General features: G+C 67.6%; 26 protein-coding genes and 1 pseudogene. 13 read left to right on the top strand and 14 right to left on the bottom strand.

The features are described 5' to 3' along the window. Window positions 1-37: 37 nt before the first annotated feature. The 4 genes from DBO33_RS28065 to DBO33_RS28050 form a co-directional block, all read right to left on the bottom strand. Window positions 38-940 (bottom strand): alpha/beta hydrolase, encoded by a 903-nt coding sequence (locus DBO33_RS28065; RefSeq protein WP_107657751.1) that lies wholly within the window; start codon window positions 938-940, stop codon window positions 38-40. 198 nt (window positions 941-1,138) lie between these two features. Then, window positions 1,139-1,888, bottom strand: coding sequence for a L,D-transpeptidase (locus DBO33_RS28060; RefSeq protein WP_107657750.1), 750 nt, complete (start codon window positions 1,886-1,888; stop codon window positions 1,139-1,141). A 223-nt stretch (window positions 1,889-2,111) separates the two neighbouring features. After that, window positions 2,112-3,077, bottom strand: coding sequence for a TIGR03557 family F420-dependent LLM class oxidoreductase (locus DBO33_RS28055; RefSeq protein ID WP_107660646.1), 966 nt, complete (start codon window positions 3,075-3,077; stop codon window positions 2,112-2,114). A gap of 68 nt (window positions 3,078-3,145) precedes the next feature. Next, window positions 3,146-3,805 carry a cyclodeaminase/cyclohydrolase family protein gene (locus tag DBO33_RS28050; protein ID WP_107657749.1) on the bottom strand — a complete coding sequence of 220 codons (660 nt, stop codon included), beginning with the start codon at window positions 3,803-3,805 and terminating at the stop codon, window positions 3,146-3,148. A 143-nt stretch (window positions 3,806-3,948) separates the two neighbouring features. Here DBO33_RS28050 and DBO33_RS28045 point away from each other — a divergent pair, with 143 nt between their 5' ends. Further along, complete coding sequence (locus DBO33_RS28045; RefSeq protein WP_107657748.1) at window positions 3,949-4,986, top strand: LLM class F420-dependent oxidoreductase; 1,038 nt, start codon at window positions 3,949-3,951, stop codon at window positions 4,984-4,986. Between the two features lie 164 nt (window positions 4,987-5,150). On the opposite strand, the gene DBO33_RS28040 is transcribed toward DBO33_RS28045, so the two are convergent. The 8 genes from DBO33_RS28040 to mftR all read right to left on the bottom strand — a co-directional run bounded on the left by DBO33_RS28040 (window position 5,151) and on the right by mftR (window position 11,753). After that, complete coding sequence (locus tag DBO33_RS28040) at window positions 5,151-5,489, bottom strand: STAS domain-containing protein (RefSeq protein ID WP_107660645.1); 339 nt, start codon at window positions 5,487-5,489, stop codon at window positions 5,151-5,153. Between the two features lie 171 nt (window positions 5,490-5,660). Next, a complete protein-coding gene (locus tag DBO33_RS28035; protein WP_107657747.1) occupies window positions 5,661-6,290 on the bottom strand; it encodes a flavin reductase family protein in 630 nt (209 codons plus the stop codon). Window positions 6,291-6,349: 59 nt separating this feature from the next. Then, window positions 6,350-8,686, bottom strand: coding sequence for a SpoIIE family protein phosphatase (locus DBO33_RS28030; RefSeq protein ID WP_107657746.1), 2,337 nt, complete (start codon window positions 8,684-8,686; stop codon window positions 6,350-6,352). Window positions 8,687-8,699: 13 nt separating this feature from the next. Next, window positions 8,700-9,335 carry a SpoIIE family protein phosphatase gene (locus DBO33_RS28025; protein ID WP_107657745.1) on the bottom strand — a complete coding sequence of 212 codons (636 nt, stop codon included), beginning with the start codon at window positions 9,333-9,335 and terminating at the stop codon, window positions 8,700-8,702. Next, complete coding sequence (locus tag DBO33_RS28020) at window positions 9,328-9,753, bottom strand: ATP-binding protein (RefSeq protein ID WP_107657744.1); 426 nt, start codon at window positions 9,751-9,753, stop codon at window positions 9,328-9,330. The genes DBO33_RS28025 and DBO33_RS28020 overlap by 8 nt, the downstream gene beginning before the upstream one ends. After that, a complete protein-coding gene (locus DBO33_RS28015) occupies window positions 9,731-10,120 on the bottom strand; it encodes an STAS domain-containing protein (RefSeq protein ID WP_107660644.1) in 390 nt (129 codons plus the stop codon). Before DBO33_RS28015 ends, DBO33_RS28020 begins: the two co-directional genes overlap by 23 nt. A gap of 14 nt (window positions 10,121-10,134) precedes the next feature. After that, window positions 10,135-11,037, bottom strand: a complete 903-nt coding sequence (locus tag DBO33_RS28010) for an STAS domain-containing protein (protein ID WP_107657743.1) — start codon at window positions 11,035-11,037, stop codon at window positions 10,135-10,137. Window positions 11,038-11,159: 122 nt separating this feature from the next. Then, on the bottom strand, window positions 11,160-11,753 hold the full coding sequence (mftR, locus tag DBO33_RS28005; protein WP_107657742.1) for a mycofactocin system transcriptional regulator: 594 nt from the start codon (window positions 11,751-11,753) through the stop codon (window positions 11,160-11,162). Window positions 11,754-11,793: 40 nt separating this feature from the next. Between mftR and mftE the strand changes: the two genes are divergently transcribed. Together mftE and mftD are read left to right on the top strand one after the other, a co-directional pair. Then, on the top strand, window positions 11,794-12,570 hold the full coding sequence (mftE, locus tag DBO33_RS28000) for a mycofactocin biosynthesis peptidyl-dipeptidase MftE (RefSeq protein ID WP_107657741.1): 777 nt from the start codon (window positions 11,794-11,796) through the stop codon (window positions 12,568-12,570). Next, window positions 12,567-13,778: a pre-mycofactocin synthase MftD gene (mftD, locus tag DBO33_RS27995; protein ID WP_107657740.1), complete on the top strand. Its 1,212-nt coding sequence runs from the start codon at window positions 12,567-12,569 to the stop codon at window positions 13,776-13,778. The genes mftE and mftD overlap by 4 nt, the downstream gene beginning before the upstream one ends. A gap of 4 nt (window positions 13,779-13,782) precedes the next feature. On the opposite strand, the gene DBO33_RS27990 is transcribed toward mftD, so the two are convergent. Continuing rightward, complete coding sequence (locus DBO33_RS27990) at window positions 13,783-14,253, bottom strand: MarR family winged helix-turn-helix transcriptional regulator (protein WP_107657739.1); 471 nt, start codon at window positions 14,251-14,253, stop codon at window positions 13,783-13,785. A gap of 273 nt (window positions 14,254-14,526) precedes the next feature. On the opposite strand from DBO33_RS27990, the gene DBO33_RS27985 reads away from it, so the two are divergent. Continuing rightward, complete coding sequence (locus DBO33_RS27985) at window positions 14,527-16,203, top strand: fumarate hydratase (protein WP_199856784.1); 1,677 nt, start codon at window positions 14,527-14,529, stop codon at window positions 16,201-16,203. A gap of 30 nt (window positions 16,204-16,233) precedes the next feature. On the opposite strand, the gene DBO33_RS27980 is transcribed toward DBO33_RS27985, so the two are convergent. Beyond that, entirely contained in the window at window positions 16,234-17,346 is a 1,113-nt protein-coding gene (locus tag DBO33_RS27980) for an alkane 1-monooxygenase (protein ID WP_107657737.1), read from the bottom strand. 397 nt (window positions 17,347-17,743) lie between these two features. Here DBO33_RS27980 and DBO33_RS27975 point away from each other — a divergent pair, with 397 nt between their 5' ends. From DBO33_RS27975 to DBO33_RS27935, 9 genes and pseudogenes are all read left to right on the top strand, one after another. Beyond that, window positions 17,744-19,054, top strand: a complete 1,311-nt coding sequence (locus DBO33_RS27975; protein ID WP_234391081.1) for a sensor domain-containing diguanylate cyclase — start codon at window positions 17,744-17,746, stop codon at window positions 19,052-19,054. Window positions 19,055-19,562: 508 nt separating this feature from the next. Beyond that, complete coding sequence (locus DBO33_RS43650; RefSeq protein WP_199856783.1) at window positions 19,563-19,859, top strand: hypothetical protein; 297 nt, start codon at window positions 19,563-19,565, stop codon at window positions 19,857-19,859. 463 nt (window positions 19,860-20,322) lie between these two features. Beyond that, the gene (locus DBO33_RS27965; protein ID WP_159080572.1) at window positions 20,323-20,565 is read left to right on the top strand and encodes a hypothetical protein; all 243 of its coding nucleotides are present in this window, start codon (window positions 20,323-20,325) and stop codon (window positions 20,563-20,565) included. Then, on the top strand, window positions 20,562-20,867 hold the full coding sequence (locus DBO33_RS27960) for a hypothetical protein (protein ID WP_107657735.1): 306 nt from the start codon (window positions 20,562-20,564) through the stop codon (window positions 20,865-20,867). Before DBO33_RS27965 ends, DBO33_RS27960 begins: the two co-directional genes overlap by 4 nt. 183 nt (window positions 20,868-21,050) lie before the next feature. Beyond that, window positions 21,051-21,416: pseudogene (locus DBO33_RS27955) on the top strand (M15 family metallopeptidase); the annotation flags it as partial. A gap of 51 nt (window positions 21,417-21,467) precedes the next feature. After that, the gene (locus DBO33_RS27950) at window positions 21,468-22,118 is read left to right on the top strand and encodes a TetR/AcrR family transcriptional regulator (protein WP_107657734.1); all 651 of its coding nucleotides are present in this window, start codon (window positions 21,468-21,470) and stop codon (window positions 22,116-22,118) included. 52 nt (window positions 22,119-22,170) lie between these two features. Then, entirely contained in the window at window positions 22,171-23,769 is a 1,599-nt protein-coding gene (locus DBO33_RS27945; RefSeq protein WP_107657733.1) for an FAD-dependent oxidoreductase, read from the top strand. Window positions 23,770-23,901: 132 nt separating this feature from the next. Further along, window positions 23,902-24,915, top strand: a complete 1,014-nt coding sequence (locus DBO33_RS27940; protein WP_107657732.1) for an alpha/beta hydrolase — start codon at window positions 23,902-23,904, stop codon at window positions 24,913-24,915. A 61-nt stretch (window positions 24,916-24,976) separates the two neighbouring features. Beyond that, complete coding sequence (locus tag DBO33_RS27935; protein ID WP_107657731.1) at window positions 24,977-26,386, top strand: serine hydrolase domain-containing protein; 1,410 nt, start codon at window positions 24,977-24,979, stop codon at window positions 26,384-26,386. Window positions 26,387-26,423 lie beyond the last annotated feature (37 nt).

The raw sequence follows: 26,423 nt of genomic DNA, 5'->3' as shown, positions 1-26,423 counted from the left end.
GCGCTGTCTCGAGCGCGGCAGCTCAACGGGTCCGCCTTCAGCTCGGGCGCAGGTGCTCGACCAAGAAGGCGGTCTCGTCGGCCACCACCTTGTCGAAGTCGGGGGAGACGTAGATGTCGAAGTGGCCTGCGGAGTACTCGTGCACTTCGACGTTCGGTCCGGCGGCTGCCGCGTAGCGCAGGGTTCGGCGGGCGGGGGCGACGGTGTCGTTCAGGCAGACGCCCAGGAACACCGGGACCTGGATCTTGCGCAGGCTGCGGCCGGGGCGGTACAGGGGGAGGGTCAACCCGAGCCGGGCTGCGGCGGCATTGGGGTGGGTGAAGTTCGGCGGCACCAGGCCGGTGTAGCCGGGGGCCGCGTCCGGTGCGTTCATGAACGCAGTCCGGCCCGGTTCGCCGGTGAGCGGCACGGTGACCGGCGGCCTGCGCAATGCCGCGGCGGCAAGATCCAAGCCTGCGCGTGCGGCGATGGCGAGCAACGGCCGGAATCCGACGGTGGGGGCCGAAGCGAGACCATCGGTGAACGGGCACTGCGAGACCACGGCGGCGATGCGATTGTCTTGTGCCGCAACGCGCAATACGTGCCCGCCGCTGAAAGATGTTCCGAACAAAGCGATTCGACCTGGATCGATACCGTCGAGTGCGGCGGCGTAATCGATCGCCGACGACCAATCGGCGAGCTGGCGGCGAATGCTCAACAGCTGCCGGGGTTCCCCGTCGCTCGCGCCGAAATGCCGGTAGTCGAACACCACCACGGCGAATCCGGCAGCCGCGAACCGCTCGGCGAAGGCATCGAGCCGCATCTCCTTGACGGCACCGAGGCCGTGCGCCATGACCACCACGGGAACCGCGCCACTCGCGGTCGCCGGCCGATACAGCCACCCTCGAACCGTGCTGCCGTGCGACTGGAATTCGATATCCGAGCGTGGTGCGGTCGTCATCTGTCAACTCCTGCGAGGTCCGTCCAGTGGGACTGTATGTCCCAGTCACCAGATCATGTCATGAGTGACAGCCATGCGTGAGCTGGGTGATGACGGTCCACGTAGGTCCCGAGCGGGGTGCGGTTTTCACGCTCGTGACCGGCGCATCGCCGACGGTATTTTGCGGGGCGGTGCGCCGGTCGCGGGTGCGAGGCGTGTTTACCAGTGCAGGTTTACCGGGTCACCGGGGCTGATGGTGTGGAACACCCATTCGGCATTCTCGGGGGCCAGGTTGATGCAGCCGTGGCTGACGTTCGCGTTGCCCTGATCGCCGACCGACCACGGGGCGGAGTGGATGTAAACGCCACCCCAGGTGAGACGTACGGCCCACTCGCCGTTGATGACATAACCCTCGGGCGAGCTCAGCGGGATGCCGATGGTCCGGGAATCGAATACGACGGCCTCATCCTTTTCCAGGACGGGGAAAGTGCCCGACGGGGTCCGGAAGCCCGGCTTGCCGTACGAGGCGGGCATCGTGCGCGGGATGCCGCCGACGGTCAGCGTGAACGTGTGATCCGACATGTTGCCGTCACCGAAAACGCCTGCGTTGGTATTGAATTCGGTGCGGGTGTTACCGACGCCGACAGTGATGCGGGAGTTGGCGGGCAGGAACCCGCTAGGCGTCCATACCGCTTCCCGATCGTTGGTCCACGCGAAAGTTCCGTTCAGCGGTTGCGTCGCCCGGATGTCGACCGCGCGCTCTGCGGCGGCGCGATCGGCGACTGCCTCGCCGAATCGAATGGTCACCGGATGCGCGACACCTACGACTTCGCCGTTCGACGGTCCGATCGATTCGACCGAATTGGTGTGCGGCGTCCCGGCCAGCGTTGCCGTCGCGGGTCCGGACGCGAACGCGCCCAGCGCAACGACCAAGATCGCTAGGAAAAGATGTTGTATTACGTGCCTCATGGCTCCACCCCTTCGAGATGGTGTGGGTAGGCAGGTTCTCGGTCACCAAGACCGTTCCGTAGTCGTCACCGACCACCATTGCCTTCTCTATGCTGCCTACCCGCCCCACCCCTGAACAAACCAGACGAAACACCCATCGCATGACCGTTCGTGCAGATCAGCCGCACCTGGGTTCCGCCCGCACGTCCCTCGATCGTGAATGGATTCGCCTGACCGCGCGCGCTCAGCGCGGGGTGAGCTGGCGCAAGCGGGGTTCGAGTTCCTGCTGGAAGAAGTCGATGAAACCGTCCGGATCCGGTCCGGCGTTCTGCATGACCAGGTGGTCGTAGCCTGCGTCGACGAACTGCTGGGCGACCTCGACATAACGGGCCGGATCGGGTCCGCAGGCGAACTGCTCGAGCACGTCATCGATGCGCACGGTCTTGGACGCGGCGTCGAAGTTGACCGGGTTGGGCAGTTCGCTCATCACCTTCCAGCCGGTCAATGCCCAGCGCGACGTTTCGAGGACGGCTTTTGCGGCGGTCTGCTCGTCAGACGCCCAGGCCATCGGCACCTCCGCGTACCGCGGTCCGTTGCCGCCTGCTTCCTGGTAGCGGTCGACGATCTCGGATTTGGGCTCGGTAGCGAACAATCCGTCGCCGAGCTCGGCGGCGATGCGCGCGGACGGCGGACCACTGGCGGCGACGGCGATCACCGGCAGCTCGTCGGGCAGGTCGAAGACTCGCGCGTCCGACAAAGACAGATAGCGGCCGTCATAGGATTGATAACCACCGCGCCACAGCAGGCGGATGATCTCCAGTGCTTCCCGCAGCATCTCCTGGCGCTTGCGCGCCTCGGGGAACTCCCGCGCGACGACGTGCTCGTTCAACCGCTCACCGGAGCCGACGCCGAGGGTGAACCGCCCATCGGACACCAGCGCCAGCGTCGCCGCGGCCTGCGCGATGATCGCCGGGTGGTAGCGGACGGTCGGGCAGGTCACCCCGGTCGCCAACCCGATCCGCTCGGTCTGCGCGGCGATCGCGCCCAGCACCGTCCACGCGAACGGTGAATGCCCCTGGACGTCGAGCCAGGGGTGGTAGTGGTCACTCATCTCGACGAAGTCGAATCCCGCGGACTCCGCCCGAACCGCTTGGCGCATCAGCTCTTTCGGCCCGAATGCCTCCGCGGCCAGCTTGTATCCGATCTGCACGGCTACCTCCTCGGCTCTGTCGGCTGTCTTCGCCGACATACCCGGCCGTCCGGTACGGAAACCCAGACCTAACCGCGAACCGCGTGCACCACGTCGGCGTGCAGGCCGTCGGCGCGCGCGACGATTTCTTCGATGCGCAGCAATACGGCGGCGAACCGGTCCCCGTCCGCGGCGGGCAGCGAGGCGACGTTGATCTCGATATTGAGCTGCGAGCTGGCGGCGGCCGCGCGGCAGGCGTCGGCCGCGGCGCCGATGTCGGTGACCACGTTGGGGTTGCCGATCGGGAACAGCTCGGTGGCCAGCGAGAGCACCTCGTCGGCCTCGTCGACCACGGTCGCGGGCACGCGGGCGGCCTCGATCAGCGCCGCGTTGATGGCCGCGGTGCGGGTGGCCTCCTCCTCCGGCATGCTCTTCGGCAGCTTGTAGGCGGCGCCGACCGCGGTGAACGCGGCGGCGTCGGCGTCGGCGAGGGCGAGCGAACGCGCGCGGGCGGCGTCGGCGGCCTCGATGATCCGGTCGACCACCGGGCGGTTCTCGGCATCTTTGGCGCGGGTGGTGTAGCGCCCGACCATCGCGACCAGCGCGGCGCCCTGCGCGGCGTGCAGCGCGGCCACGGCGCCACCGCCGGGCGCGGGCACCTTGGCGGCCAGCTCGGACAGGTACTGCGCGAGCGTGGCCTCGCCGAACGAGGGCGCAGTTTCCTGGGACGATGTGCTCGGCTGCGACACGGGTCAGAGGCCTTTCAGAGAGCGGCGTGGGCGGGGAGTGCGCGGTCAACGCTACCGGTTGGCCGACGATGTTTGCTGCGGGACCGCCCCGGTAGCACGGTCCGGTGCGGCGCCGACCCATAGCCGCCGTTATGTTGAGTGCTATGCGGATCGGATTGAGCATCAACTACTCGGGCGGTTTCAAAGAGGCGGCGGCGGAAGTCGCCGACCTGGAGCGCGCGGGACTGGACATCGTGTTCGTGCCCGAGGCGTACTCGTTCGACGCGGTGAGCGCGCTCGGCTACCTCGCGGCCAAGACGACGCGGCTGCAGCTGGCCTCCGGCATCCTGCAGATCTACACCCGCACCCCCAGCCTGACCGCGATGACCGCGGCCGGCCTCGACTTCGTCTCCGACGGCCGGTTCATCCTCGGCCTCGGCGCGTCGGGCCCGCAGGTGATCGAGGGCTTCCACGGCGTGCCCTACGACGCGCCGATCGGGCGCACCAGGGAACTGGTGGAGATCTGCCGCAAGGTGTGGCGCCGCGACCGCCTCGAGTACAACGGCAAGTACTACCAGATCCCGCTGCCCGAGGGGCAGGGCACCGGCCTGGGCAAGTCGCTGAAGCTGATCAATCACCCGGTGCGCGAACGCATTCCGGTGCTGCTCGCCTCGATCGGCCCGAAGAATGTCGAGCTGACCGCCGAGATCGCCGAGGGCTGGCAGCCGATCTTCTTCCTGCCGGAGCGGGCGAAGCAGATCTGGGGCGAGTCGCTCGACGCCGGCTTCGCCAAGCGGGACCCGCAGCTCGGTGACCTCGACGTCTACGCGAGCCCCACGCTGGCCATCGGCGACGACGTCGAGCCGCTGCTGGAGTTCGTGAAGCCGCACCTGGCCCTCTACATCGGCGGCATGGGCGCCAAGGGCAAGAACTTCTATCACACGCTGGCCACCAAGTACGGCTACGGCGCCGAGGCCGACCGCATTCAGGAGCTCTACCTGGCGGGCAAGAAGGAAGAGGCGGCCAAGGCCGTTCCGGATGCCCTGGCCCGCGACACCTCGCTGATCGGATCCGCCGGCTACGTCAAGGAACGGGTCGCCGCCTTCGCCGAGGCTGGCGTCACCGTGCTCAACGTCGCGCCGATGGCCGCCACCCCGGCCGAGCGCGTCAAGCTGATCGAGCAGCTGCGCGAGCTCTGCTGAGCCACCGATGACGTCGGCGGGCAGGGTTTATCGCCCTGCCCGCCGATGTCGCTGATGTCATAGGGCTGCCCAGTGCCTGGGTCATGGCCTGCTCGGCATCTAACCGAGCGAACTGCTCGGCACCTGGTCGAGGAACTGCTCAGGTGCCTGGCCTAGCTGACTGCTCAGCGGTTCTGGAACCCCGCGAGCGCCTCCTGCAGCGTGGAGTGCACGGCGAAGACCTGATCGAGGTTGGTCATCCGCAGTTGTCTGCTGGTGGCGGGGCCGTCGGCGACGACGGCGATCGCGGTTTCCTTACCCGCACGCTGATGTGTTGCGACAAGCACGGCCATCCCCGCCGAGGCGAGGAAGCTGACTGCGGTCAGATCGATGATCAGGGCCGCGGGCTTGCCGTCGAGGATCGCTTCGATCGAGCTCTCCAGCGCGGGGGCGGTTGCCAGGTCGACCTCGCCGACCACCGTGAGGACCGTCGCACCATCCTGTGAGGCGACGGTGGTGGTCATCGTGTCCGCGAGGGGATACGCGTCTCCGGAAGTGTTGGTCACAACATCACAACACACAAGTAGCGGCGAATTCGCAACCTCGGCGCGTTCATAAGGTCAAACACTACCGTAAGGTCGCCGGTCGAACCTGCCGTTGTGGCGCTTCGCAATAGAAGCATTCGGCCGGTCGGCTCAACGGCTGGTCGCCGGGCGCGGTATCTGCCACGCCTCGGCCAATCGCGAGGGGAACAGCTGCGTACCGCCGCCGAAGAACTCGCAGAACTTCATGATCAGCGGATCCCAGCGCAGCTGATCGATGTGGTCGGTGCCCGGAGTGATCAGCTCGTCGGTCACATGCGCGCGCAGTACCCGCACGGTGTGTGCGGTGGCCCCGGTGTCAATGCCGAACGGCGCGGCGGACACGAGCTCACACTCGAGCTGAATCGGGCATTCGGCGACCCGTGGCGCTGCGACGACCTCGCCGGGCACCTGGCTGAGCCCGGCGGCCCCGAACTTGTCCGGCTCGTACCGGTACCCCTTCTCGACTTTGTGCGGCGTCATCTCCGGCGCACCGGTCAGCAGCGCCAGCCGGTCCACCGCCTCGACGAGGTCCGCGGACGGCAGATTCAGCACGCATTCCCGCTCGCGCGCCAGATTCCGCGACGTCTGCGACCTGGTACCCATCCCGAGCATGCACTGATCGCCGAGCCACCAGGCCGACGACATCGGCGCCAAATTTGCCGTCCCGTCCGGATTCCGGGTGCCGATCAACACCACCGGCGTACCGAAATAGAGAACTTTGAGATCAACAACACGATGCATGCGCCAACGATGCCGCGCGCCGACAGCCCGGTGCTGGCGGTAAAAGGACGCTGCGTTCCCTACAGGTGGCGGTTGGTGCCGCGCAGCGGGTTGGCCACCGGGAAGGTGATGGCGGGCAGGGTCACCGACATGCGGACGCGGGTGCCGGGTCCGGTGTGGTCGATGTCGAGTTCCTCGGTGAGCGCGCGCATCATGTCGATGCCGCGGCCGCGATAGCCGGGATCGGCGGAGCGCGGCTTCCAGCTGCCCGCGTCGGTGACGGTGATCACCACGGTCTCGGTGTTGCAGGTTGCGCTCAACTGGACGCGGTTGATGTCGGCGGCGGGGTCGCGCAGGGTCTTGCTGACGCGGCCCATCGAGCGATCGGTGCTCGCGGGGCGGCCACTCGGCACGGCGCCGTTGCGGTAGGCGTGCTCGATGCTGTTGCTGCATGCCTCGTTCGCGGCGGCGACCAGATCGGAGGCGAGATCGTGCGGCACCGCGGCGGCGGCGAGCCAGGCTTTCAGCGTACGGCGCAGTGCCGCAAGCTCATCCGGGTGCGCGGGGACCTCCAGGCGCAGCGGTGCGGGCGGCTGTCGATAGACCACCATGGCGACGTCGTCGTCGTATCCGGCGGCGGGCCGCAGGCGCGAGAGCACCGCGTCGGCCACTTCCCTGGGCAGTTTGGCCGAGGTGTCCGCGAGCACGGCGGCGATCTTGGCGAAGCTGTCGTCGATGTCGATGCCGCGCTGTTCGACGAGCCCGTCGGTGAACAGCACCAGCGTCGACCCCGGCGTCAACGCGGTGGTCGCCTCCGGGCGGCGCGGCGGATCGAAGGTGGCCAGCGGAACCGAGCGACCGCCCTCAAGCAACCGCCCGGTCGCTTCGACATCGGCCAGGATCGGCGGCATGTGGCCCGCGCTGCTATAGCGGACCAGCCCGCGCACGGGATCGAGGACGGCGGCGCACACTGTGGTGCACATCGCCCCCGGGATGCGTCCGGCGACGGTGTCCAGCTCGGCGAGCAACTGCGCGGGACCGGCCCCGCGCAAGAGCAATGCCCTTGCGGCCGTACGCAATTGCCCCATCACCACGGCGGCGGACAGTCCACGGCCGACGCAGTCGCCGACCACCACGCCGATGGTGCCGTCGCGCAACGGCACCACGTCATACCAGTCGCCGCCGATCTCCAGCGGCGGCAGCGCGGGCTCGTAATGCACCGAGAACCGCGGCGGCAGTTCGATCGGGCCGAGCATGGCCCGCTGCAAGGTGAGTGAGGTCGAGCGTGCCTGGTCGAAGTTGCGCGCCCGCTGTACCGCGAGGCTCAGATGACCGATCAGCAGTGAGAACAGCGTCCAGTCGGCGGCGCTGATCGCGCGCGGCGCGGCGAACCTCAACCACAGTGCGGCGTCGCCGGTTTCGCCGAGCGGGGCGACGATGCCCTCGGAGCTCTCGGTGCCCTCCGGGATCGCGAACAGGCTGCGGCCGGGTCTGCGTCTGGCCCGTTCCAGCATGGCCCGCGCCCGCGCGTCCAGTTCGGCGTTCTCCGGACCGTTCGCGCCCTCGGCGCCGGAGACGTACACCTCCGGCTCGACGTGTCTGCTCGGCCACACCGCCACCACCGCGGTCTGCGCGCCCACCGTGCGCCGCACCTCGTCGAGGCCGACGGCGAGCACCTCCACCACACTGGTGGCCGCGGCCACCGCGGTGGCCAGCCGGGACGCCGCCTGATCGCGGGCCTGCGCGTCGTGCTCGGCGGTGACATCGCGGATGGTGCCGACGAAGATGCGTTCGTTGTTCTCGGGCTTGATCAGCGCGCTGGTGCTCACCGCGAGCCATACGGTGCGGCCGTCGCGGTGCCGGATCGGAATGACGAAACGCTGTGCCTCGGTACCGAGATCGGGGTAGCGCGGGCCGTCCGGCATCGACCACGGATGCGGCAGCGGGTAGGGCACGTCGGCGGCGCCGTATCCGGTCAGCGCGCCGAACGCGGAGTTGACCTCGATGATGGCGCCGTGCGAGTCGGCGACGAAGAACCCGTCCTGCAGCGACTCGACCAGCGCGGCGCGGAAGGCGTCGCGGCCCGCGAGATCGTCTGCGCGCGTACGCTGTTGCTCGTACCGGCCGACGCCGTCGAGGTAACCGCGGGTCGCGATGTCCAGTGCGGCAAGGGTTTGCAGCAGGAACTCCAGCGCCGACTCGGCCAGTCGCGAGTCGCCGCCGCCGATGCCGGCCGCGTGCTCGGCGGATTGCACCACCCGGAAGTGGTTTTCGTTGAGATCGAGCAGGCTGATGCCCTCGACCAACGCTCGCCGGCCGAGCTCGTAGCCCTCCGCCAAGGTGCCCTGGCTCGGTGAATCCAGGTGCCGCCGTAGGGCTTTCGCGTACTCGTCGAGGAAGTCGGCCAGTGCTGTCATACGGCGCGGCCCCTCATGACGGCAGGCCTTGCGCCGAGCCGCGGTGGCGGGCAGCGAGCACCAGCGCATCGTCGGTGTCCTTGGCGTGCTTGGCCAGGATGTCGGAGGTGATCTCCGCGGTGGACTTCGAGAGATCGATCGCATCGGCGGATTCGCTGACGATGCCGTCGGTGGACATCAGCAGCAGATCGCCGGGGCGCACATGAATGGTCTGCGGTTGCAGATTCTGCGGCAGTCGGTAGCCGACGATTCCCGCGGTGAGCAAGATGTTCGCGCGACTGGCGAGTCCTGCGGGAGTAACTGTCAGGACCCGGGATTCGACATTGCCGACGCCGAGCCAGCGCACCGTGTCGCCGGGGTCGAACAAGGCGAGCGAGACCGCGGCACCGCGGGTGTCGGCCATGGCTCGATGACACAGCACCATCAGCACGTCCAGCGGTTCGGCGCGGTTCTCCGAGAGCACCTGCGCGGCGCGGTCGGCGGCGTCGGCCGCGGGGGCACCGTGCCCGAGTCCGTCCAGCACGGCGAAAAGGACGGTGCCGCCGCCGGTGTCGAGGATGAGGCCGCGGTCACCGGAGACGCGTTGGCCGGGCAGCGCGCGACCGGCCACCGCCCACTCGATTCGGCCGATGAACCCGTCTTCATGCACCGTTGGGTACCCACTTCCACATCTCCACCAACGTGCCCTTGCCGGGTGCCGAGTCGACGATGAGCCGGTCCATCAGCCTGCGCGCGCCGGGGAGACCGAGTCCCAGGCCACGCCCGGTCGAGTAGCCGTCCTCCAGCGCGCGGGGGATGTCGAGGATGCCGGGGCCCTGGTCCTCGGCCTGTACCACCAGGGCCTGCCGGCCCTCCCGGTCGTCGACCAGCAGCCGGATCTCGCCGCTGCCTGCGTAACTGGTGATGTTGCGGGCGATTTCGGAGATCGCCGTGGAGATCATGGTGCGGTCTGTCAGTGTGAATCCGAGCTTCGCTGCGAGTTCGCGGCCGGCCTGACGTGCGATCACGATGTCGCCCGACACTCTGACCGCGATCACCAGGTTCTCAGCGGCCACTGTCACGACCATCTCGCTGGCGTGGGCTCGCCGTCTTCTTGTTGAGCCAGGCGAGGCCCTCTTCGAGGTCGAGGGCGGTGTGCATGTCCTCGAACGTGAGCCCGAGTTGCACCATGGCGAAGGCGACTTCCGGTTGCAGCCCGACGATCACCGTTTCGGCGCCGCGCAGCTGCGTCATGTGCGCGATGGTACGCAACGATCTCGCGGCGAAGGAATCCATGATGTCGATCGCGGTGACGTCGACGATGATGCCGTGCGCTCGATACTTGCTGACCTGTTTCATCAGGTCGTCCTGCAGGCGTTCGGTGTCGGCGTCGGTCAGCGCGGACTGCACCGACGCGATGAGATAGGTGCCCTGTTTGAGAATCGGTACCGGCATCTGCCCGCCCCGATCTAGCGGCCGTCGCGTTCGGTGACCCGCTCGGCGACTCGGGAAACCTCGTAGCCCAGCAGACGTTCCGCTTCTTCGATGCCACCCTGGAGGTCGCCGACCGCGTTCATCTTCGACAGGTCCAAGCCGATGGTGACCAGTGTCAGCGCGATCTCCGAGGACAGGCCGGTGATGATCACGTTCGCGCCCATCAGGCCGGACGCGTCGACGGTCTGCACCAGGTGGTTGGCCACGGTGGAGTCGATCTGCGGGACACCGGTGATGTCGATGACGACCACCTTGGCGCGGTTGGCCCGGATGGCGCGCAGCAGCTGCTCGGTGAGCTGGCGGGCGCGCTGGCTGTCCAGCACACCGATGATCGGCAGGATGAGCAGCTGTTCACGCACCTGCAGAACAGGGGTGGACAGCTCGCGGATGGCTTCCTGCTGCTGACGGATGACGCGCTCGCGCTCCTGCACGAACGAGACGCCCACCGTATTGGCGATGCGGTTCGCGGCCGGTTCGTAGGCGTCGAGCACCGCGTTGAGCAGCTGAAAGTCCGCCTGGTACTTCTCGAACAGCGAGCGGGCGAGCACGTCGCGCAGGAGGAGCACGATACCGAGGACCTCGTCGGTCTCGACTCCTCTCGGAATGATGCGCTCGGACAGGTCGCGGGCGTAGGCCTGCAGCGCCTCGACGCTACCGGTCTCGAGCACCTCGACGTAGTTGTCGTAGACGGAGGTCGCCTCGGAGAAGATCTCCTCCGGGGTCATCGCGGTCAGGAGCTGGGCGTCGGTGATCCGCCGAGCCCACTCTTCGCGCAGGGCGGTGCGATTCTGACGCAGATGCTCGACCAACTGCGGAAGCAGATTGTCGACCGGTCCGCTCAGCGAATCCGCCGAAAGGCTCATGGACACCTCGGACATGAAAACTCCTGCCCCTTTCGACGGTTTGAGTCGGGATGATCGTTCGGTCGTGCGACCGACACCGAGCCTAGTCATACCCCAACCCGGTTGCGGATGAAACCTGCCGGTTGTTCGCGTGCGATTCACGGTGGTGGGGCGAAACCGCGTTCCAGCCCACTCAACGCGGCCTCCAGGTAAACGGTGAGATCCGCGTCGGCGCGGGCCAGCCAGGCGTCGAAGGCGGCGCGGGCGGCGGCCAGGGTGGTGCGGCCGACGGCCAGCGGGATCAGCGCGTTGTCCGGTTCGCCCAGCCTGCGCGCGGCGAAGTCGCTGACCGCGCGTTCCCACGCGTCGTAGTGCGCGCCCGCGGTGGCGGCCAGGGCCGGGTTGGTGGCGACCAACTGCATGCGGGTACGTAGCTCGGGCACGTCCTCGGCCCGATACCGATTGGCGTTCACGACAACTCGGCGCACCGCGGTCATCATCGGAACATCGTCGGGCACGGCGGCGAACGCGGTGCGCAGAGCGGCGACTTCGTCATCGAACTGGTACCAGAGCACCTCCGCCTTGGTAGGAAAGTAGCGGAAGAAGGTGCGGCCACTGATCCCCGCCGCGGCGGCGATCTGCTCGACGGTGGTGTCGTCGAAGCCCTGCTCGGTGAACAGCCGCATGGCGATCAGTTCGAGCTCGCGTTTGGTGGTGCCGCGCGGGCGACCGCGGGTGGTCCTGGCTGTCACGGGTATTGATTATGTCAGTGGCTGACGATAATCTCCGGATATGTTCGAAAGTGTCGCGGACCACAGTGTCGCGGACGCTCCGCGTGGTCGCGCGAACGGTTCGCGGAGCCGGGTGGCGGCCGATCTCACCTGGCCCGAGGCGGGGGAGCGGGCCGCCGCAGGCGCGATTCTCGCCGTTCCGGTCGGCGCGACCGAACAGCACGGCCCGCATCTGCCGCTGTCCACCGACACCGACATCGCCGCGGCACTGTGCGCACGCCTCGCCGCGCTGCGCCCGGATGTGCTTGTCGCACCGGCGATCCCGTACGGGGCGAGCGGTGAGCACGCGGGCTTTCCCGGCACGCTGTCCATCGGGCAGGCCGCGCTGGAACTGCTCGTCGTCGAGCTGTGCCGTTCGGCGACGGACACTGTCGACCGCATCCTGCTGGTCAACTGGCACGGCGGCAACCTCGAACCATTGCGGCGCGCGGAGACCCTGTTGCGCAGCGAATCCCGGGACGTTCGTGTGTATCTGCCGCGCTACCAGGGCGATCTGCACGCGGGCCGCTCGGAAACCGCTGTGCAACTGGCACTCACGCCCGATCGGGTGCGGCTGGACCGCGCCGAAGCGGGCGACGTACGCCCGCTCAGCCAACTCATGCCGCTGCTGCGCGACGCCGGAGTTCGCTCGGTCAGCGCCAACGGCGTGCTAGGCGATCCCACCGGCGCGACCGCCGACGAGGGCGCGACTCTGCTCGACCACCTGACCACCGATCTGCTCGACCGAACCCGGCTGTGGTGGCCGGTAGCTGCCCTGGAAAGGACCGTCCGACCATGAACCCGTGGTTCGAAACCGTTGCCGAAGCGCAGCGGCGTGCGAAGAAGAGACTGCCCAAATCGGTGTACGGCGCGCTGATCGCCGGATCCGAGCGCGGCCAGACCATCGAGGACAACCAGCAGGCGTTCACCGAACTCGGCTTCGCCCCGCACGTCGCGGGCCCGATCGGTACCCGCGACCAGTCGACGACCGTGCTCGGTCAACAGCTTTCGATGCCCGTCATGATCTCGCCCACCGGTGTGCAGGCGGTGCACCCGGACGGCGAGGTGGCCGTCGCGCGGGCGGCGGCGGCGCGCGGCATCGCGATGGGGCTCAGCTCCTTTGCCAGCAAGCCGATCGAAGAGGTGATCGCGGCCAACCCGGCGACCTTCTTCCAGATGTACTGGTGCGGCAGCAAAGACGAGATCCTGCAGCGGATGGACCGGGCGAAGACGGCAGGCGCGGTGGGGTTGATCCTCACCCTGGACTGGTCGTTCTCGCACGGCCGGGACTGGGGCAGCCCGGTGATCCCGGAGAAGCTCGACCTGCGCACCATGCTGAAGTTCGCGCCGCAGACGCTGGCTCGGCCGCGCTGGCTCGCGACCTACGCGAAGGCCGGGCACATCCCGGATCTCACCGCGCCGAACATGGCGCTCGGCGACGGCCCCGCCCCCGGGTTCTTCGGCGCCTACGGCGAGTGGATGGGCACGCCGCCGCCGGATTGGGCTGACGTGCAATGGATTTGCGAGCAGTGGGGCGGGCCGGTGATGCTGAAGGGCGTCATCCGGGTCGATGACGCGCTGCGTGCGGTCGACGCGGGCGTCGCCGCGATCTCGGTATCCAACCACGGTGGCAACAACCTCGACGGCACGCCCGCCGCCATCCGGGCACTGCCCGCGGTGGCCGACGCGGTCGGTTCGCAGATCGAGGTGGTGCTGGACGGCGGCATCCGGCGCGGCAGCGATGTGGTCAAGGCGGTGGCGCTCGGCGCTCGCGCGGTGATGATCGGGCGCGGATACCTGTGGGGCTTGGCCGCCAATGGTCAAGCGGGCGTGGAGAACGTCCTGGACATCCTGCGCGGAGGCATCGACTCGGCGCTGCTCGGTCTGCGCAAAACCAGTGTGGCGGAACTCGATCGCGGCGATCTCGTGGTGCCGGACGGGTTCGAGCGCGCGCTGGGTGTGCCTGCCGCGCCGGTACGCGCGGTGGCCGCACCCACCTCCGCCTGAGTGGTCAGTTGTCGTTCGCCGGCTGTCGATGATGCGCGAGCAGCGTGTCGTAGATGTCGGCGAGCGCGGCCAGTTGCTGCCGGTCCAGCACGTCGATCATGTGCTTGCGCACGCTGACCACGTGCGCAGGCGCCGCACCGGTCAGCACCTCGGCACCGCGCGGGGTGAGCCGGGCCGCGGTGCGGCGCGCGTCGTCGGGGATCGGCTCGCGGACTACCAGCCCGCGCTTCTCCATCCGGGTGATCTGATGCGAGAGCCTGCTCTGCGACCATTCCAGCTGCGCGGCCAGGTCGGCGAAGGTGCAGCGGTGGTCCGCGGACTTGCTCAGGAAGGCGAGCACCGAGTATTCGACGTAGGTGAGGTTCGACTCCCGCGTCGAGTCCCGCCCGACCGCCGCCGCGATGAGGTCGCGGGTGCGCACAAAGCCCACCCAGGCGCGCATTTCGACGTCATCGAGCCAATGGGGATCGGTCACGATAGCGCTCCAAACTCTGGCGTGTCATACATTGTCGCGCGTCGTTGTGCGTCGCGCGACGGTTGTTGCGGCGAACGGACGCTTGGACGTCCGATCGTTTTGTGTGAGACGACAGGTAGCACCCCCGGGGTTGAACGTGCAACCTTTTGTGGCAACTCCCAGAGATAAGCCTTGCCTAAGCATCGTGTGACGTTGCGGGGTGGATACGCTCGCTGTGCCTGTGACCAGCCCGGCTGAGCAACAGCCAAGGCCCAGCCCGAAGGAGTGCGTCCCGTGACCGCGCCGGACTTCCGTTATTCAGACCTGTTGCCGATCGGCGCCGACGACACCTCGTACCGGTTGCTCACCACCGAGGGCGTCAGCACCTTCGAGGTCAACGGCCGGACCTTCCTGCAGGTGGAGCCGGAGGCGCTGCGCCTGCTGACCGCCGAGGCGATGCACGACATCAGCCACTACCTGCGCCCGACGCACCTGGCCCAGCTGCGCAAGATCATCGACGATCCCGAGTCCAGCGGCAACGACCGTTTCGTCGCGCTGGACCTGCTGAAGAACGTGAACATCTCCGCGGGCGGCATTCTGCCGATGTGCCAGGACACCGGCACCGCGATCGTCATGGGCAAGAAGTCCGAGGGCGTGCTCACCGGCGCCGACGACGCCGAGTGGATCAGCCGCGGCGTGTTCGACGCCTACACCAAGCTGAACCTGCGTTACTCCCAGCTCGCCCCGATCACCATGTGGGACGAGAAGAACACCGGCACCAACCTGCCCGCGCAGATCGAGTTGTATTCCGCGCCAGGGGATCCCGCGCATCCGATGTACAAGTTCCTGTTCATGGCCAAGGGCGGCGGGTCGGCGAACAAGTCGTTCCTGTACCAGGAGACCAAGGCCGTGCTGAACCCCACGCGCATGCTCGAGTTCCTGGACGAGAAGATCCGCTCGCTCGGCACCGCGGCCTGCCCGCCGTACCACCTGGCGGTCGTGATCGGCGGCACCAGCGCCGAATTCGCTTTGAAGACAGCCAAATACGCCTCGGCGCACTACCTGGACAACCTGCCCACCGAGGGATCGCTTGCCGCGCACGGGTTCCGGGATCTGGAGCTGGAGGAAGAGGTGTTCAAGCTCACCCAATCCTTCGGCATCGGCGCGCAGTTCGGCGGTAAGTACTTCTGCCACGACGTGCGCGTCGTCCGGCTGCCCAGGCACGGCGCCAGCTGCCCGGTGGCCATCGCGGTGTCCTGCTCGGCCGACCGGCAGGCGCTGGCCAAGATCACCCCGGCGGGCGTGTTCCTGGAGCAGCTGGAGCGGGAGCCCGCGCACTACCTGCCGGAGCAGACCGAGTCCATCCTCGGCGGCGATGTGGTGCGGATCGACCTGAACCGGCCGATGGCGGAGATCCGCGCCGAGTTGTCGAAATACCCGGTGAAGACCCGGCTTTCGCTGACCGGTCCGCTGGTGGTGGCCCGCGACATCGCGCACGCGAAGATCAAGGAGCGGCTCGACGCGGGTGAGCCGATGCCGGAGTACCTGCGCGAGATGGCCGTCTACTACGCGGGCCCGGCGAAGACCCCCGAGGGTTACGCGTCCGGCTCGTTCGGGCCGACCACCGCGGGCCGGATGGACTCCTACGTCGACCAATTCCAGGCCGCGGGTGGCTCTTTCGTCATGCTGGCCAAGGGCAACCGCTCCGCCCAGGTGACCAAGGCGTGCCACGAGCACGGCGGCTTCTACCTCGGCTCCATCGGCGGCCCCGCCGCCCGCCTCGCACTGGACTGCATCAAGTCCGTCGAGGTGCTCGAATACCCCGAGCTCGGCATGGAAGCCGTCTGGAAGATCGAGGTCGAAGACTTCCCGGCCTTCATCGTCGTCGACGACAAGGGCAACGACTTCTTCGCCGAAACCCAGAAGCCCATCGCCCTGCGCGTGCGCACGCGCTCGGCAGAGCGGGTCTGATCAAGGCGGGCGGTCGCGAACGTCCGCCCCTCAGCCGGTGGCGCGGCGGTAGGCCAGGGTGGCGCGCAGGCGTCCCTGCTTAGGCGGCTGGACGTTGGCGAGGGTGATGTCGCCGCCGTAGTGGGCGAGCACCCGGTGGTCCATCACGAGGCGCCACAGCGGCGGGACGGCGGCGAGCAGGACCATCGTCGCGTAGCCGGCCGGGAGTTGCGGTGCGTGCGCCGAGCTGCGCAGCGTCTGGTACCGGCGTCCCGGATTGGCGTGGTGGTCGCTGTGCCGCTGGAGATGGAACAGGAAGATGTTGGTGACCAGCCGGTCACTGTTCCAGCTGTCGCGCGGCGAGCACCTGGCGTACTTGCCGTCGCTGCGGCGGGCCCGCAACAAGCCGTAGTGCTCGACGTAGTTCACCGTCTCCAGCAGCCCGATGCCGATCACGGCCTGCAGCGCCAGCCAGGGCAGGATCTGCCAGCCGAACAGCGCGACCAATGTGCCGAACAGCAGCACGCTCATCGCCCACGCCTGCAGGATGTGATTGTCCGCGTCCCACCAGCCCCGGCCCTTGCGCGTGAGCCGCTCCCGCTCGAGCTGGATCGCCGACCGGAAACCGCCGCGCACACTGCGCGGCAGGAACTCCCACAGCGACTCACCGAGCCGGGCGCTGGCCGGATCCTCGGGCGTGGCGACCCGCACATGGTGACCGCGGTTGTGTTCGACGAAGAAATGGCCGTAAGCCGACTGGGCGAGCGCGATTTTCGCCAGCCAGCGTTCCAGGTGCTCGACCCGGTGCCCGAGCTCGTGCGCGGCATTGATGCCGATCCCGCTGACGAAGCCGAGCGTCGCGGCCAGACCGAGCTTGTCGACGATCGTGAGCTGCTCGCCCGCCCACAGGTAACACGCGATGCCCAGCCCGAACAGCTGGATCGGTAGGAACAGGTAGGTGCACCAGCGGTAATACCGGTCGCCGGAGAGCAATTCGTAATCCTCGTCGCGCGGGTTCGCACCGTCCTCGCCGACGACCCAGTCCAGCACCGGGATCGCGATCAATACGATCACCGGGCCGATCCACCAGAACACGGGCGCGCCGGTGTGCAGCACGAGCTGCGAGGGCAGTAAGGCACACGAGGGAGCGATCAGGCCGAGCATCCACAGTGGGCGCTTACGGTCCTGACCTCGGGGTTGTCGGCGGCTGATCGTCCTGCTTCTTTCAGTGAGATTCCGGCGAGGGGCAACCGTAATCTGTTGTGGCTGCTCAGTATCCACTGCGCGATTGTTGCTTGTGATAGCAGAGTCGCCTGAACGCTGGTTCTCGTTACGAATGTGGAGCGAAAGTGTTCCCAATCGTGACAAGCGGGCTGCCTGAGCACCCGGTCCACCCTGGTCAGCTCGGGTGCGTCAACTTGCAGCACGAATCGGTAACTCTCGAACAGCACCGACCTGATGCTTTGGCCAACACTGGGAATACTTCCGTGCGAACGGATTCCACGCGTGCTAGACGTGTCACTGTCGAGCGGGTTAGCGACGGCCGAACTAGCAGGGGGTCGTGGTGCAAGAGACCGAACGAAACGTACTGGCGCACGGGTGGTGGCACGCGCTGTCCACGGTGTGCCGCATGCCGGTGCCACCCCATGAGACGCTGCGCTTGCTGGCCAGCCTGGTCGGGGAGATGGTGGCCGGGCTGCACGCCGATCCGTTCGACGCGAGTGTCGCCGCGGATGCGGGTGCCGCGCTGGTGGCGGCCGGCGTGCTGGGTTCGGAGGTGCCGGTCGCGTCGGCAAAGGTGTTGTACCGGTTGGGTGCGCAGCATCCCGAGTGTGGGTACCGGCTCTCCGCGCTGCTCGCGGCGTTCGGCCAGGGTTACGGGGCGGAGCTGCATCGGCAGTTCTTCCTCGAACGGCAATCGGTCGAACAGGCGCGGGAGGAAGCCCGCCGCGCGGCGGACGACAGGTTCCGGGTCGTCTTCGACAATGCGGCGGTCGCGATCGCGATCGTGGACACCGACTTCACTCTGCTGGACGCCAATCGCGGCTTGACCGACATGCTCGGCGTGCCGGTCGACGAACTGCGTGGCACATCGGTCTACGACTTCGCGCACCCCGACGACCGGGATTACATCCGCACCCTGGTGTACGGGGAGCTGGTGCCGAACGGGAAGGGCACGGTGAAGCTGGAACAACGCCTCGTGCGCGCCGACGGCAGCTATGGGTGGGCCGCGTTCGCCATCACCTTCGTCAAGGGGGTGGGCAGGCAGGACGACTATCTGCTCGCGGTGGGGGAGGACGTGACCGAGCAGCATCGGCTGCGCGACGAACTACATCGGCAGGCTCGGCACGACCTGCTCACCGGATTGCCGAACCGGCGGCATCTGCTGGAACGGGTGGAGGCGATGATCGCCACGGCGGACATCGATGATCGGGTCGGGTTGTGTTTCATCGACATCGACGGGTTCAAGGCCGTCAACGATCGGTACGGGCACGGGACGGGTGATCGGGTGCTGGCGGCGGTGGCGTCGAGGCTGCAGGAAAGCGTGCTCGATTTCCGGTGCCCGGTCGCGCGCATCGGTGGTGACGAGTTCGTCGCGGTCATTCCGCCGCCGGCCGACCATTCCGGAGTGACCGCCGTGGCGACCAGTCTGCAATCGGCGCTCGTCGCTCCGTTCTCCATCGGAGCGCTGCGGCTGCGGATGTCGGCCAGTATCGGTGCGGTGCTGATGGCTGTGGTCGGCACGCAGGCCGAGGCGTTGCTCGATGCGGCGGATAGCGCGCTTTATCGCGCCAAGGCGGATGGAAAGGATCGCTGGGTGTTGCACACCCTCGAATCGCAGGCGGCGCCGTCGTCCGTTGCCGGGGGATAGTGCTCGCGCCATTTCCGGTCGCCATTCTTTCGACCTCGGCCGACTCATGACCGGTGACGTTTGCCGGAACGCGTCGTGCAAATCGTTTCGGCGGTAAGCGATCCCGCCGCAGATTTCGCGGCATACGGCGAGGAATGAGCCCCGATTTCACGACGCCGACCCTGAGCAGGGGGTGTGAAGTGGGCGTTTGATTTTCGGTGAGGCTTTTGTGCGGACATCCCGATGTCACCCCGATCGCCGGGGTGACCTGGCCGTTTCGCGAGGCACCCTTAGCGATGTACATCGTTGGTTCAGGGTGCCGTTTGATCTCAGCTGCCATTGAAGGTCGAGGAGGACAATGAGTACGTCCAGGGTCATCACGACAACACTGCGTCTCTCACAATCCGCCAGTCGCAGGCTGGCCGCACGCGCCGCACGCGAGGGTACTACTTCTACCGCATTGCTAGACCGCCTCATCCGGGAGGGTGTCGATCAGCTCGACCATCCCGGCATTGTTTTCCGTGGGCCGATGAACGATCGCCGCGCCGCGTTGGTCGCGGGCCCCGATGTCTGGGAAGTCGTTGCCCGCCTGCAGGAATTGGATGGTCCGGTCGAGCGGCGCATCGAAGTGCTGAGCGCGAAGTCGAGCCTGCATACCGGCAAGATCAAAATCGCCATTGCCTATGCCCGCGATCACGGTAGCGAAATCATCGAGCGCATCGGGCGCAATCGTGAAGCGGTGGAAGCGATTCGCCACCCCGCGACCGCGCGGGTACCTGTCATCGAACGGGACCACCTGACGCTGGTCACTCCGTTGCGCGAGTGATACGGCCGAATTGTCCGGTGCGCTAGTCGAATTGTCCGTTGTAGTGGCTGTTCACATCTCTGGGGAGCGAATGTGTACACCGCCGCAACCTGTGCACAACCCGCCCGGTCCGCGGGCGACCACCCACCGCATCAGCCCGGGTGTCGTCCGCGGCCTGATCGGAGCCGGTGGCTCCAGTTGGGCGGCAAGCAGATTCGGGGCAACACCACAACTGTCACGAATCGGACTGGTAGCAACTGCCCGCACACTGTGATCCACAGCACTGGGATAGATTGTGGACAACCCCCGTTCCTTGTGGATGAAGCATTTGCCAGCCAACGGATTTCGGGTAAGCATGGGCCATGCCCATCGACTATGACTCCTCGTCAGTGGCCCGCAGTAGACAACCTGCGCCGTTTGCCACGCCGACCGCCCCAGCCCGCGCGACACGCGATGTTCTTCTGCGCCGGGTCGGAGGCATCGTATGATGTTGAGTATGAAGGCCCGGATGACGTTGAGTCTCGAACAGGCCACGGCCGACTACATCACCAAGCAGGCGGCGGCCGCGGGTGGCAATGTCTCCGCGTGGGTCGAGCGGCACTTCCGGGAACAAGCGCTCCGTGAATCGGTCGCGTCCTACGTCGAGTGGGACGCCGCGAACCCCGGCTACGCCGAGGCCGCCGCGGCAGAGGCCGAGGCCGCGGCGCGCGAAGCCGGGCTCGCGTGAATCGCGGGGAAGTATGGAGATACGAGCCGATCATCAACCGTCCGGGCGTTTCGACCCGTCGGCTGATCATCAGTGCCGCCCCGATCAATGAGAATCCGCACCTGAAGGTCGTGCTGACCTTGCACGTCCTCGACTCCGATCCCGGCGGGCTGCTCGCCGTCGAACTTCCACCGCACGGATGGGCCTCGGCGTTGCACCCCGAAGCGACTGTGCGCAGTCGGCTCGACGAGTGCGTCGGCGTCGCGGACACCGAGACGATGGACCGGGTATCGGTAGCGCTGCGGGCCGCGCAGGATCTCTGAGCGTGGCCGGCGACCGGCGCGGTCGTCGGCGCGGCCCGTTACCATCGCCGGCATGGTGTTGCGGAGTGGTGTGTGGAAACGACTAGGGCNCTCGCTGGCTCTGTTTTTTGTAAAAGAGACGGGACCAACCGAGGTCTATACCGAAGCCTTCGTCGGCGGCGTCAGAGGTGTATAGGAGACAGCTTGGAACCCGGGCTCGCGGTGGCGTACACACTGGCGGAGAACGAGGCGCACGCGCAGGGCGTGCCGTTGTCGATCACGTCCGGTTATCGCACACCCGATGAGCAGCAGCAATTGTGGGACGACGGCTTGGCGACCTACGGGGGACCCGACGCGGCCCGCCGCTGGGTGCTACCCCCCGAGGAGTCGACTCACGTCTCGGGTCACGCGGTCGACGTCGGTCCGCTCGCCGGAGCACAGTGGTTGGAAGCCAACGGAAACCGCTGGGGCCTCTGCCGCATGTACGACAACGAATGGTGGCATTTCGAACTGGCGACCACCCCCGGCCACACCTGCCCACCGATGCGCCCGGACGCCAGTACCCGCTAGCCGCCGAGGCGGGTTACGCCCTCGCCGCCCTCGGGCTGTCAGACTGCGGGGATGAACGATTCGGTGCGGCGCCGTGGGCGCCCGGCCCGGCTGTCGCGGGATGCGATCCTGCTGGTTGCGGAGGAGATCGTCGACTCCGGGGGGATCGATGCGTTGACGATGCGTGCGGTGGCGCAGCGACTGTCCAGTTCGCCGATGGCGATTTATCGGCATGTCCAGGACAAGGATGAGCTGCTGCTGCTGTTGCTGGATCGGGTGGCGGCCACGCTGAAACGGCCTGAGCTGCCGGAGGATCCCCGGGAGCGGCTGGTGGTGCTGTGGCGGTTTCTGCACGACGAGTTGGCGGCGCATCCGTGGGTGGTCGGGGTGTTGGCGAGCGGCAATCTGGTCGGCCGATCGATTCTGTGGTTGCTCGAGGAGTTGTTGCAGGCGTTTGCCGCCTGCGGGCTCAGCACGGAGCAGGCGGGTGCCGCGTACCGGGCGGTGTGGCAATACACCGTCGGCGTGCTGACGATCCGAATTGCGATGACACGCAGCGGTTCCGATCCGGATCGCGCGAGTTTCCAGACCGCGATGATCGACGCCGCGGACCCGGGGGAGACCCCGGCGGTCGCCGCGCTCGCTACCGCGTGGCCGCATGCGTGGGACAACTACGACTTCGGGCTCAACGCACTGCTGGACGGGCTGATTCCGCGCTCTTGACAGGCCTCCGGCTTTTTTGTGTACTTATAAACAAAAGAGCGAGGAGGTAGTCATGATCGACGCCGATGTGGTCGTGATCGGTTCGGGCGCAGCGGGTTTGGCGGCCGCGCTGGCCGCTGCCGACAGCGGCGCGGAGGTGGTGGTGCTGGAGGCATCGCCGCGGTGGGGCGGTTCGACCGCGGTCTCCGGCGGGCAGGTGTGGGCCCCGGCGAACCATCGGATGGACGAGTCCGACTCCATCGACGAGGCCCGCACCTACTGCCGTGCCGCCGCACCCGGACGCGACGACGCCATGGTGGAAACCTTCCTGCGAACGGTGCCCGAGGTGGTGCGCTTCCTGGAGGAGCACTCGCCGATCCGCTTCGCCCCGGCTCCGGCCTACCCGGACACCTTCGCCGAGCTGCCCGGCGGCAAGACCGCGCGGCACGTCGAGGTCCGTCCGCTGGCCGTCGGCGACCTGGGTGACCTGAACGAACTCGTCTGGCCCGCACCGTTTTTCGCCCCGGTGCTGACCAATCAGGAAGTGCTGGAGCATCATCTGTTCGCCGGTGGCGCTCCGCCGATGGAACTGATCGCCCAACGCATGGCCGCCGGGACGGTCACGCTCGGCGCGGGGCTCGTGGTCGGGCTGTTGCACGGCTGCCGAACGGCGGGCGTGCGCCTGATTCGCGACTGCCGCGCAACGGAACTGACGCGCGACGAACAGAGCCGAGTCGATGGTGTGCGCATCGATCACGCGGACGGCACCGTCCGCGCACGCCGCGGGGTCGTGCTCGCCAGCGGCGGCTTCGAACATGATCCGACGCTGCGGACACGGCTGTTGTCCGGACCGCTCACCCATCCCGTGACGCCGCCGATCCAGCACGGCGACGCGCTGCGAATGGCGGGACGGGTCGGCGCCGCGCTGGCCTACACCGGCGAGTACTGGTCCTGGCCGGCCTGTCAGGCGCCGGATCGCACCTGGCCCGATCCCGCCGCCACTCCGCAACCGCAGCTCACCTTGCCGGAACGGTCACTGCCCCATGTGTTGTGGGTGAACACCGCGGGCCACCGCTTCGTCAACGAGGCCAGCCACAACTGTGCGAGCGCCTTCGCCGAACTCGATCCCAACACCCACCGGCCGCGCAACCTGCCCGCCTGGGCCATTGGCGACGCGCAGTTCCGCGCCAAATACTCGGTCGCGGGCATCCCCGCCGGCACGCCCGCCCCGGACTGGCTGATCCGCGCCGACAGCCTCGCCGAACTCGCCGAGCGCATCGATATCGACCCGGCGGCGTTGGCGCACACCGTCACTCGCTTCAATACGATGGCCGAGGCCGGGCGCGACGACTATTTCCAGCGGGGCCGTACCCGATACGAGCAGGCCTTCGGCGATCCGACCGCGGCCCATCCGAATCTCGGACCGGTCAGCGAGCCACCGTTTTTCGCCGTTCCCGTCTACCCCGGTGCGGTCGGCACCAAGGGCGGCCCGCGCACCGACACCCGCGCCCGCGTCCTCGACTGGTCCGACCGGCCGATCCCCGGTCTCTACGCCGCGGGCAACGCGGCCGCGGCAGTGTTCGGGCCTGGCACGCTCGCGGGCGGACTGACGATCGCTTCGGCGCTCACCTGGGGCTGGATCGCGGGACGCGACCTGGCAAAGGGGGACTGACCGGCCTGGATCGCTGCCGGGCCCCATTGTGTCGTAGGCCACTACCGAGTACTGTCTGCAATTCGAGACTGAATGGTTTCACTATCGGATAGGCAGGTCCGGCAACGATGCCGGAGGATGAGGGAGCCCTCGATGATGAGGTTTGCTACTCGGATACGTGCGGCGACCGCGATTCTGGCGGCGGCGATCGTGGTGTTCGCCACGGTGGCGCCTGCCGCGACCGCGGACATACCCGAACCGGGCACCACCGCGCAGAGCGTGTTCAACAAGCCCGGTCCTCATCCGGTCGCGACCCCGGTGCGCACAAATCCGTGCCAGGAATCGGTCTGGGGCATGGTCGAACACATCGTCGTGCACATGCTCGGCAACCGCGACGACATGACCTGCACCCAGGCCTTTCCCAACGGCTTGGACTCGCCGATCGGGGTGAACACCTACTACCCGGCCGACATCGCCGAACTCCCCGCGGCGCCGCTGCTGGTGTTCACTTCCGGGTTCGGCGCGAACCCGGGAATGTACGACGCACTCGCCCGGCAGTGGGCGAGCCACGGTTTCGTCGTGGTGATCCCGTATGAGTTCTTCAACTCGCTGGTGTACGTGCCCGCCCTCGGCGTCGCCACCGCCGTGGTCGCCGCTCGGGATCCGAATTCACCGCTGTACAACAACATTGATCTGAGCCGCACGATCTTCGGTGGGCATTCCGGCGGTGGGCAGGCGGCGCTGCAAGCGGGAACGGTGTTCCCGGGTATCGCATCGATGATCGATCCGGCGATGCGGGTGCGCGGCGTGCTCGCCATCGAACCGGGCCCGCTGGCGGTGGGTGCACTGATCTCGGTGCCGACGCTGTTCCTCACCGGCTACAACGATTTCGTGGTGCCCGACTTCGCCTGGGTGCGCTGGTGGCAGTACAACCTGTCCTTCCAGGCGCCCGCGTGGATCGCCAATGCCCGTGGGGTGAGCCATTTCTCGCCGGTCGACGGGCTGGACAGCTATCTGCACACGGGCACCGCGCTGGCGTGGCTGCGGTACCAGGCATTCGGTGACGAGGTCGCGAAGGCGTATTTCGTCGGCCCCGACTGGTGGCTGCCCGCCGACAAGACCTTCTTCAGCGTGCAGCGCAATGCCCTCGCCAACGCGCTGAACTAGCGCCGATGCACTGAACAGCTCCGTCGAATCAGCAAAGGAACAGCACAGAAATGGGTCGAGCATGAATTTCCGTCGGGCGTGGGCGGGTGGGCTCAGTGCCACCGCTGTGGTCACCTTCGCAGTGGTAGGGCCCAGCGCTGCGGCAGAACCGAGCGCTGCGGGGGAGCCCAGCGCCGCGTGCGCCGAACCTCCTGCAGGCCGAGCGGTGCAGCGCGTCGACCCGGCCACCGCCGGCTTCGACCCCGCGGCATTCACCGACGCACTGAACTTCGGCTCGGCCAAGGGCGCGTACGCGATCCAGGTGTACCGCCACGGCTGCCTGGTCGGCGACCGCACCGGCACCGGCAACCTGCCGATGCCGCTGGCCAGCTCGTCCAAGGGCGTGACCTCGGTCGCGGTGGGTCGCGCGATCACCCTGGGTTACTTCGGCCTCGACGACCCGCTCGGCAAGTTCTTCCCGCAGGCCGACGCCGCGCATGCCGCGCTGACCGTGCGGCAGGTGCTGAATCAGACGACCGGCCTGCGCTTCTCCTGGGCCGCCGATATCGCGGGTATCGCCACCGACGAGGTGCTGCAAGCCCTGCACACCCCGCCCGCCTTCGAGCCGGGCACCACCTTCCAGTACGCCCAGGCCGTGCTGGCCCTGTTGCCGAAGATCGTGGAGCTCACCACCGGAACGGATTTCCAGGACTTCGTCCAGCGAGAACTCATGCAGCCATTGGGTATCGCCCGCGACCAGTGGGTGTGGTTGCGCGACCGCAGCGGAAACACCGCCGTCAACGGTGGTCTCGCGATGCGCGCCGACGATCTGGCCCGGCTCGGCCTGCTCCTGCTGCACGAAGGTCGCTGGGGTGCAACACAACTGATCGATCCGGACTACATCCGGCAGGCGCGTCAGCCGACCGATGCCAACGGTGGCTACGGATTCCTGTTCTGGCTCAACGCCGGTGACTCCTACAAGACCGCGACGGTGCCCACCGCCAAGGTGTTCGACCATGCGATGTTCCCCGGCGCGCCCCGCGACCTGTACGCGTTCGTCGGCGCGCTCGGCCAGTTCAATGTGGTGATCCCGAGCCGCGACATGGTGATCGTCCGGCTCGGCGTGCCCGGCGGCATCGACACCGGCAACGTGCAGACTTCCCTTGCGGCCGAGTCGAATCCGGACAACAAGGAGTTCCTGCGCCGGGTGGTCGCGGCCGTCACCGACGTGCCCGCCGAACCGTTCGACGACCCGTACCGCTACGGCGACACCTTCGGCCCCATCATCAGTGATCTCGACGATCTCGCCTTCTGGGTCGACCCGGCACACACCGCCCAAATCCTCTTCGGTGTCGGCCCGTACGCCCAGTCGAACTGCAATGTGCTGTGGTGCAACGGAAAGCTGGTGCCGCAGGACATCTTCGCGAACATGCTCGACTCCACCGGCCAGATCGTCGCCGCCCTGCTCGGCCTCGGCCACGGCCCACGCTGACCTTCCTGGCTCGACCGCGGTCCGCGGTCTCGATCTG

This window comes from Nocardia suismassiliense (assembly GCF_900269665.1).
GTDB lineage: Bacteria > Actinomycetota > Actinomycetes > Mycobacteriales > Mycobacteriaceae > Nocardia > Nocardia suismassiliense.
Note: the sequence above shows the minus strand (reverse complement) of the source record. Positions and strands in the feature narration are given on the sequence as shown.

Excerpts from the sequence above, each read along its gene's own strand:
- DBO33_RS28065 (WP_107657751.1), bottom strand. The coding sequence starts at position 940 with ATGACGACCGCACCACGCTCGGATATCGAATTCCAGTCGCACGGCAGC.
- DBO33_RS28060 (WP_107657750.1), bottom strand. The coding sequence starts at position 1,888 with ATGAGGCACGTAATACAACATCTTTTCCTAGCGATCTTGGTCGTTGCG.
- DBO33_RS28045 (WP_107657748.1), top strand. The coding sequence starts at position 3,949 with ATGCGGATCGGATTGAGCATCAACTACTCGGGCGGTTTCAAAGAGGCG.
- DBO33_RS28040 (WP_107660645.1), bottom strand. The coding sequence starts at position 5,489 with ATGACCACCACCGTCGCCTCACAGGATGGTGCGACGGTCCTCACGGTG.
- DBO33_RS28035 (WP_107657747.1), bottom strand. The coding sequence starts at position 6,290 with ATGCATCGTGTTGTTGATCTCAAAGTTCTCTATTTCGGTACGCCGGTG.
- DBO33_RS28030 (WP_107657746.1), bottom strand. The coding sequence starts at position 8,686 with ATGACAGCACTGGCCGACTTCCTCGACGAGTACGCGAAAGCCCTACGG.
- DBO33_RS28020 (WP_107657744.1), bottom strand. The coding sequence starts at position 9,753 with ATGGTCGTGACAGTGGCCGCTGAGAACCTGGTGATCGCGGTCAGAGTG.
- DBO33_RS28015 (WP_107660644.1), bottom strand. The coding sequence starts at position 10,120 with ATGCCGGTACCGATTCTCAAACAGGGCACCTATCTCATCGCGTCGGTG.
- DBO33_RS28010 (WP_107657743.1), bottom strand. The coding sequence starts at position 11,037 with ATGTCCGAGGTGTCCATGAGCCTTTCGGCGGATTCGCTGAGCGGACCG.
- mftE (WP_107657741.1), top strand. The coding sequence starts at position 11,794 with ATGTTCGAAAGTGTCGCGGACCACAGTGTCGCGGACGCTCCGCGTGGT.
- mftD (WP_107657740.1), top strand. The coding sequence starts at position 12,567 with ATGAACCCGTGGTTCGAAACCGTTGCCGAAGCGCAGCGGCGTGCGAAG.
- DBO33_RS27980 (WP_107657737.1), bottom strand. The coding sequence starts at position 17,346 with ATGCTCGGCCTGATCGCTCCCTCGTGTGCCTTACTGCCCTCGCAGCTC.
- DBO33_RS43650 (WP_199856783.1), top strand. The coding sequence starts at position 19,563 with ATGAACGATCGCCGCGCCGCGTTGGTCGCGGGCCCCGATGTCTGGGAA.
- DBO33_RS27965 (WP_159080572.1), top strand. The coding sequence starts at position 20,323 with ATGATGTTGAGTATGAAGGCCCGGATGACGTTGAGTCTCGAACAGGCC.
- DBO33_RS27950 (WP_107657734.1), top strand. The coding sequence starts at position 21,468 with ATGAACGATTCGGTGCGGCGCCGTGGGCGCCCGGCCCGGCTGTCGCGG.
- DBO33_RS27945 (WP_107657733.1), top strand. The coding sequence starts at position 22,171 with ATGATCGACGCCGATGTGGTCGTGATCGGTTCGGGCGCAGCGGGTTTG.
- DBO33_RS27940 (WP_107657732.1), top strand. The coding sequence starts at position 23,902 with ATGATGAGGTTTGCTACTCGGATACGTGCGGCGACCGCGATTCTGGCG.
- DBO33_RS27935 (WP_107657731.1), top strand. The coding sequence starts at position 24,977 with ATGAATTTCCGTCGGGCGTGGGCGGGTGGGCTCAGTGCCACCGCTGTG.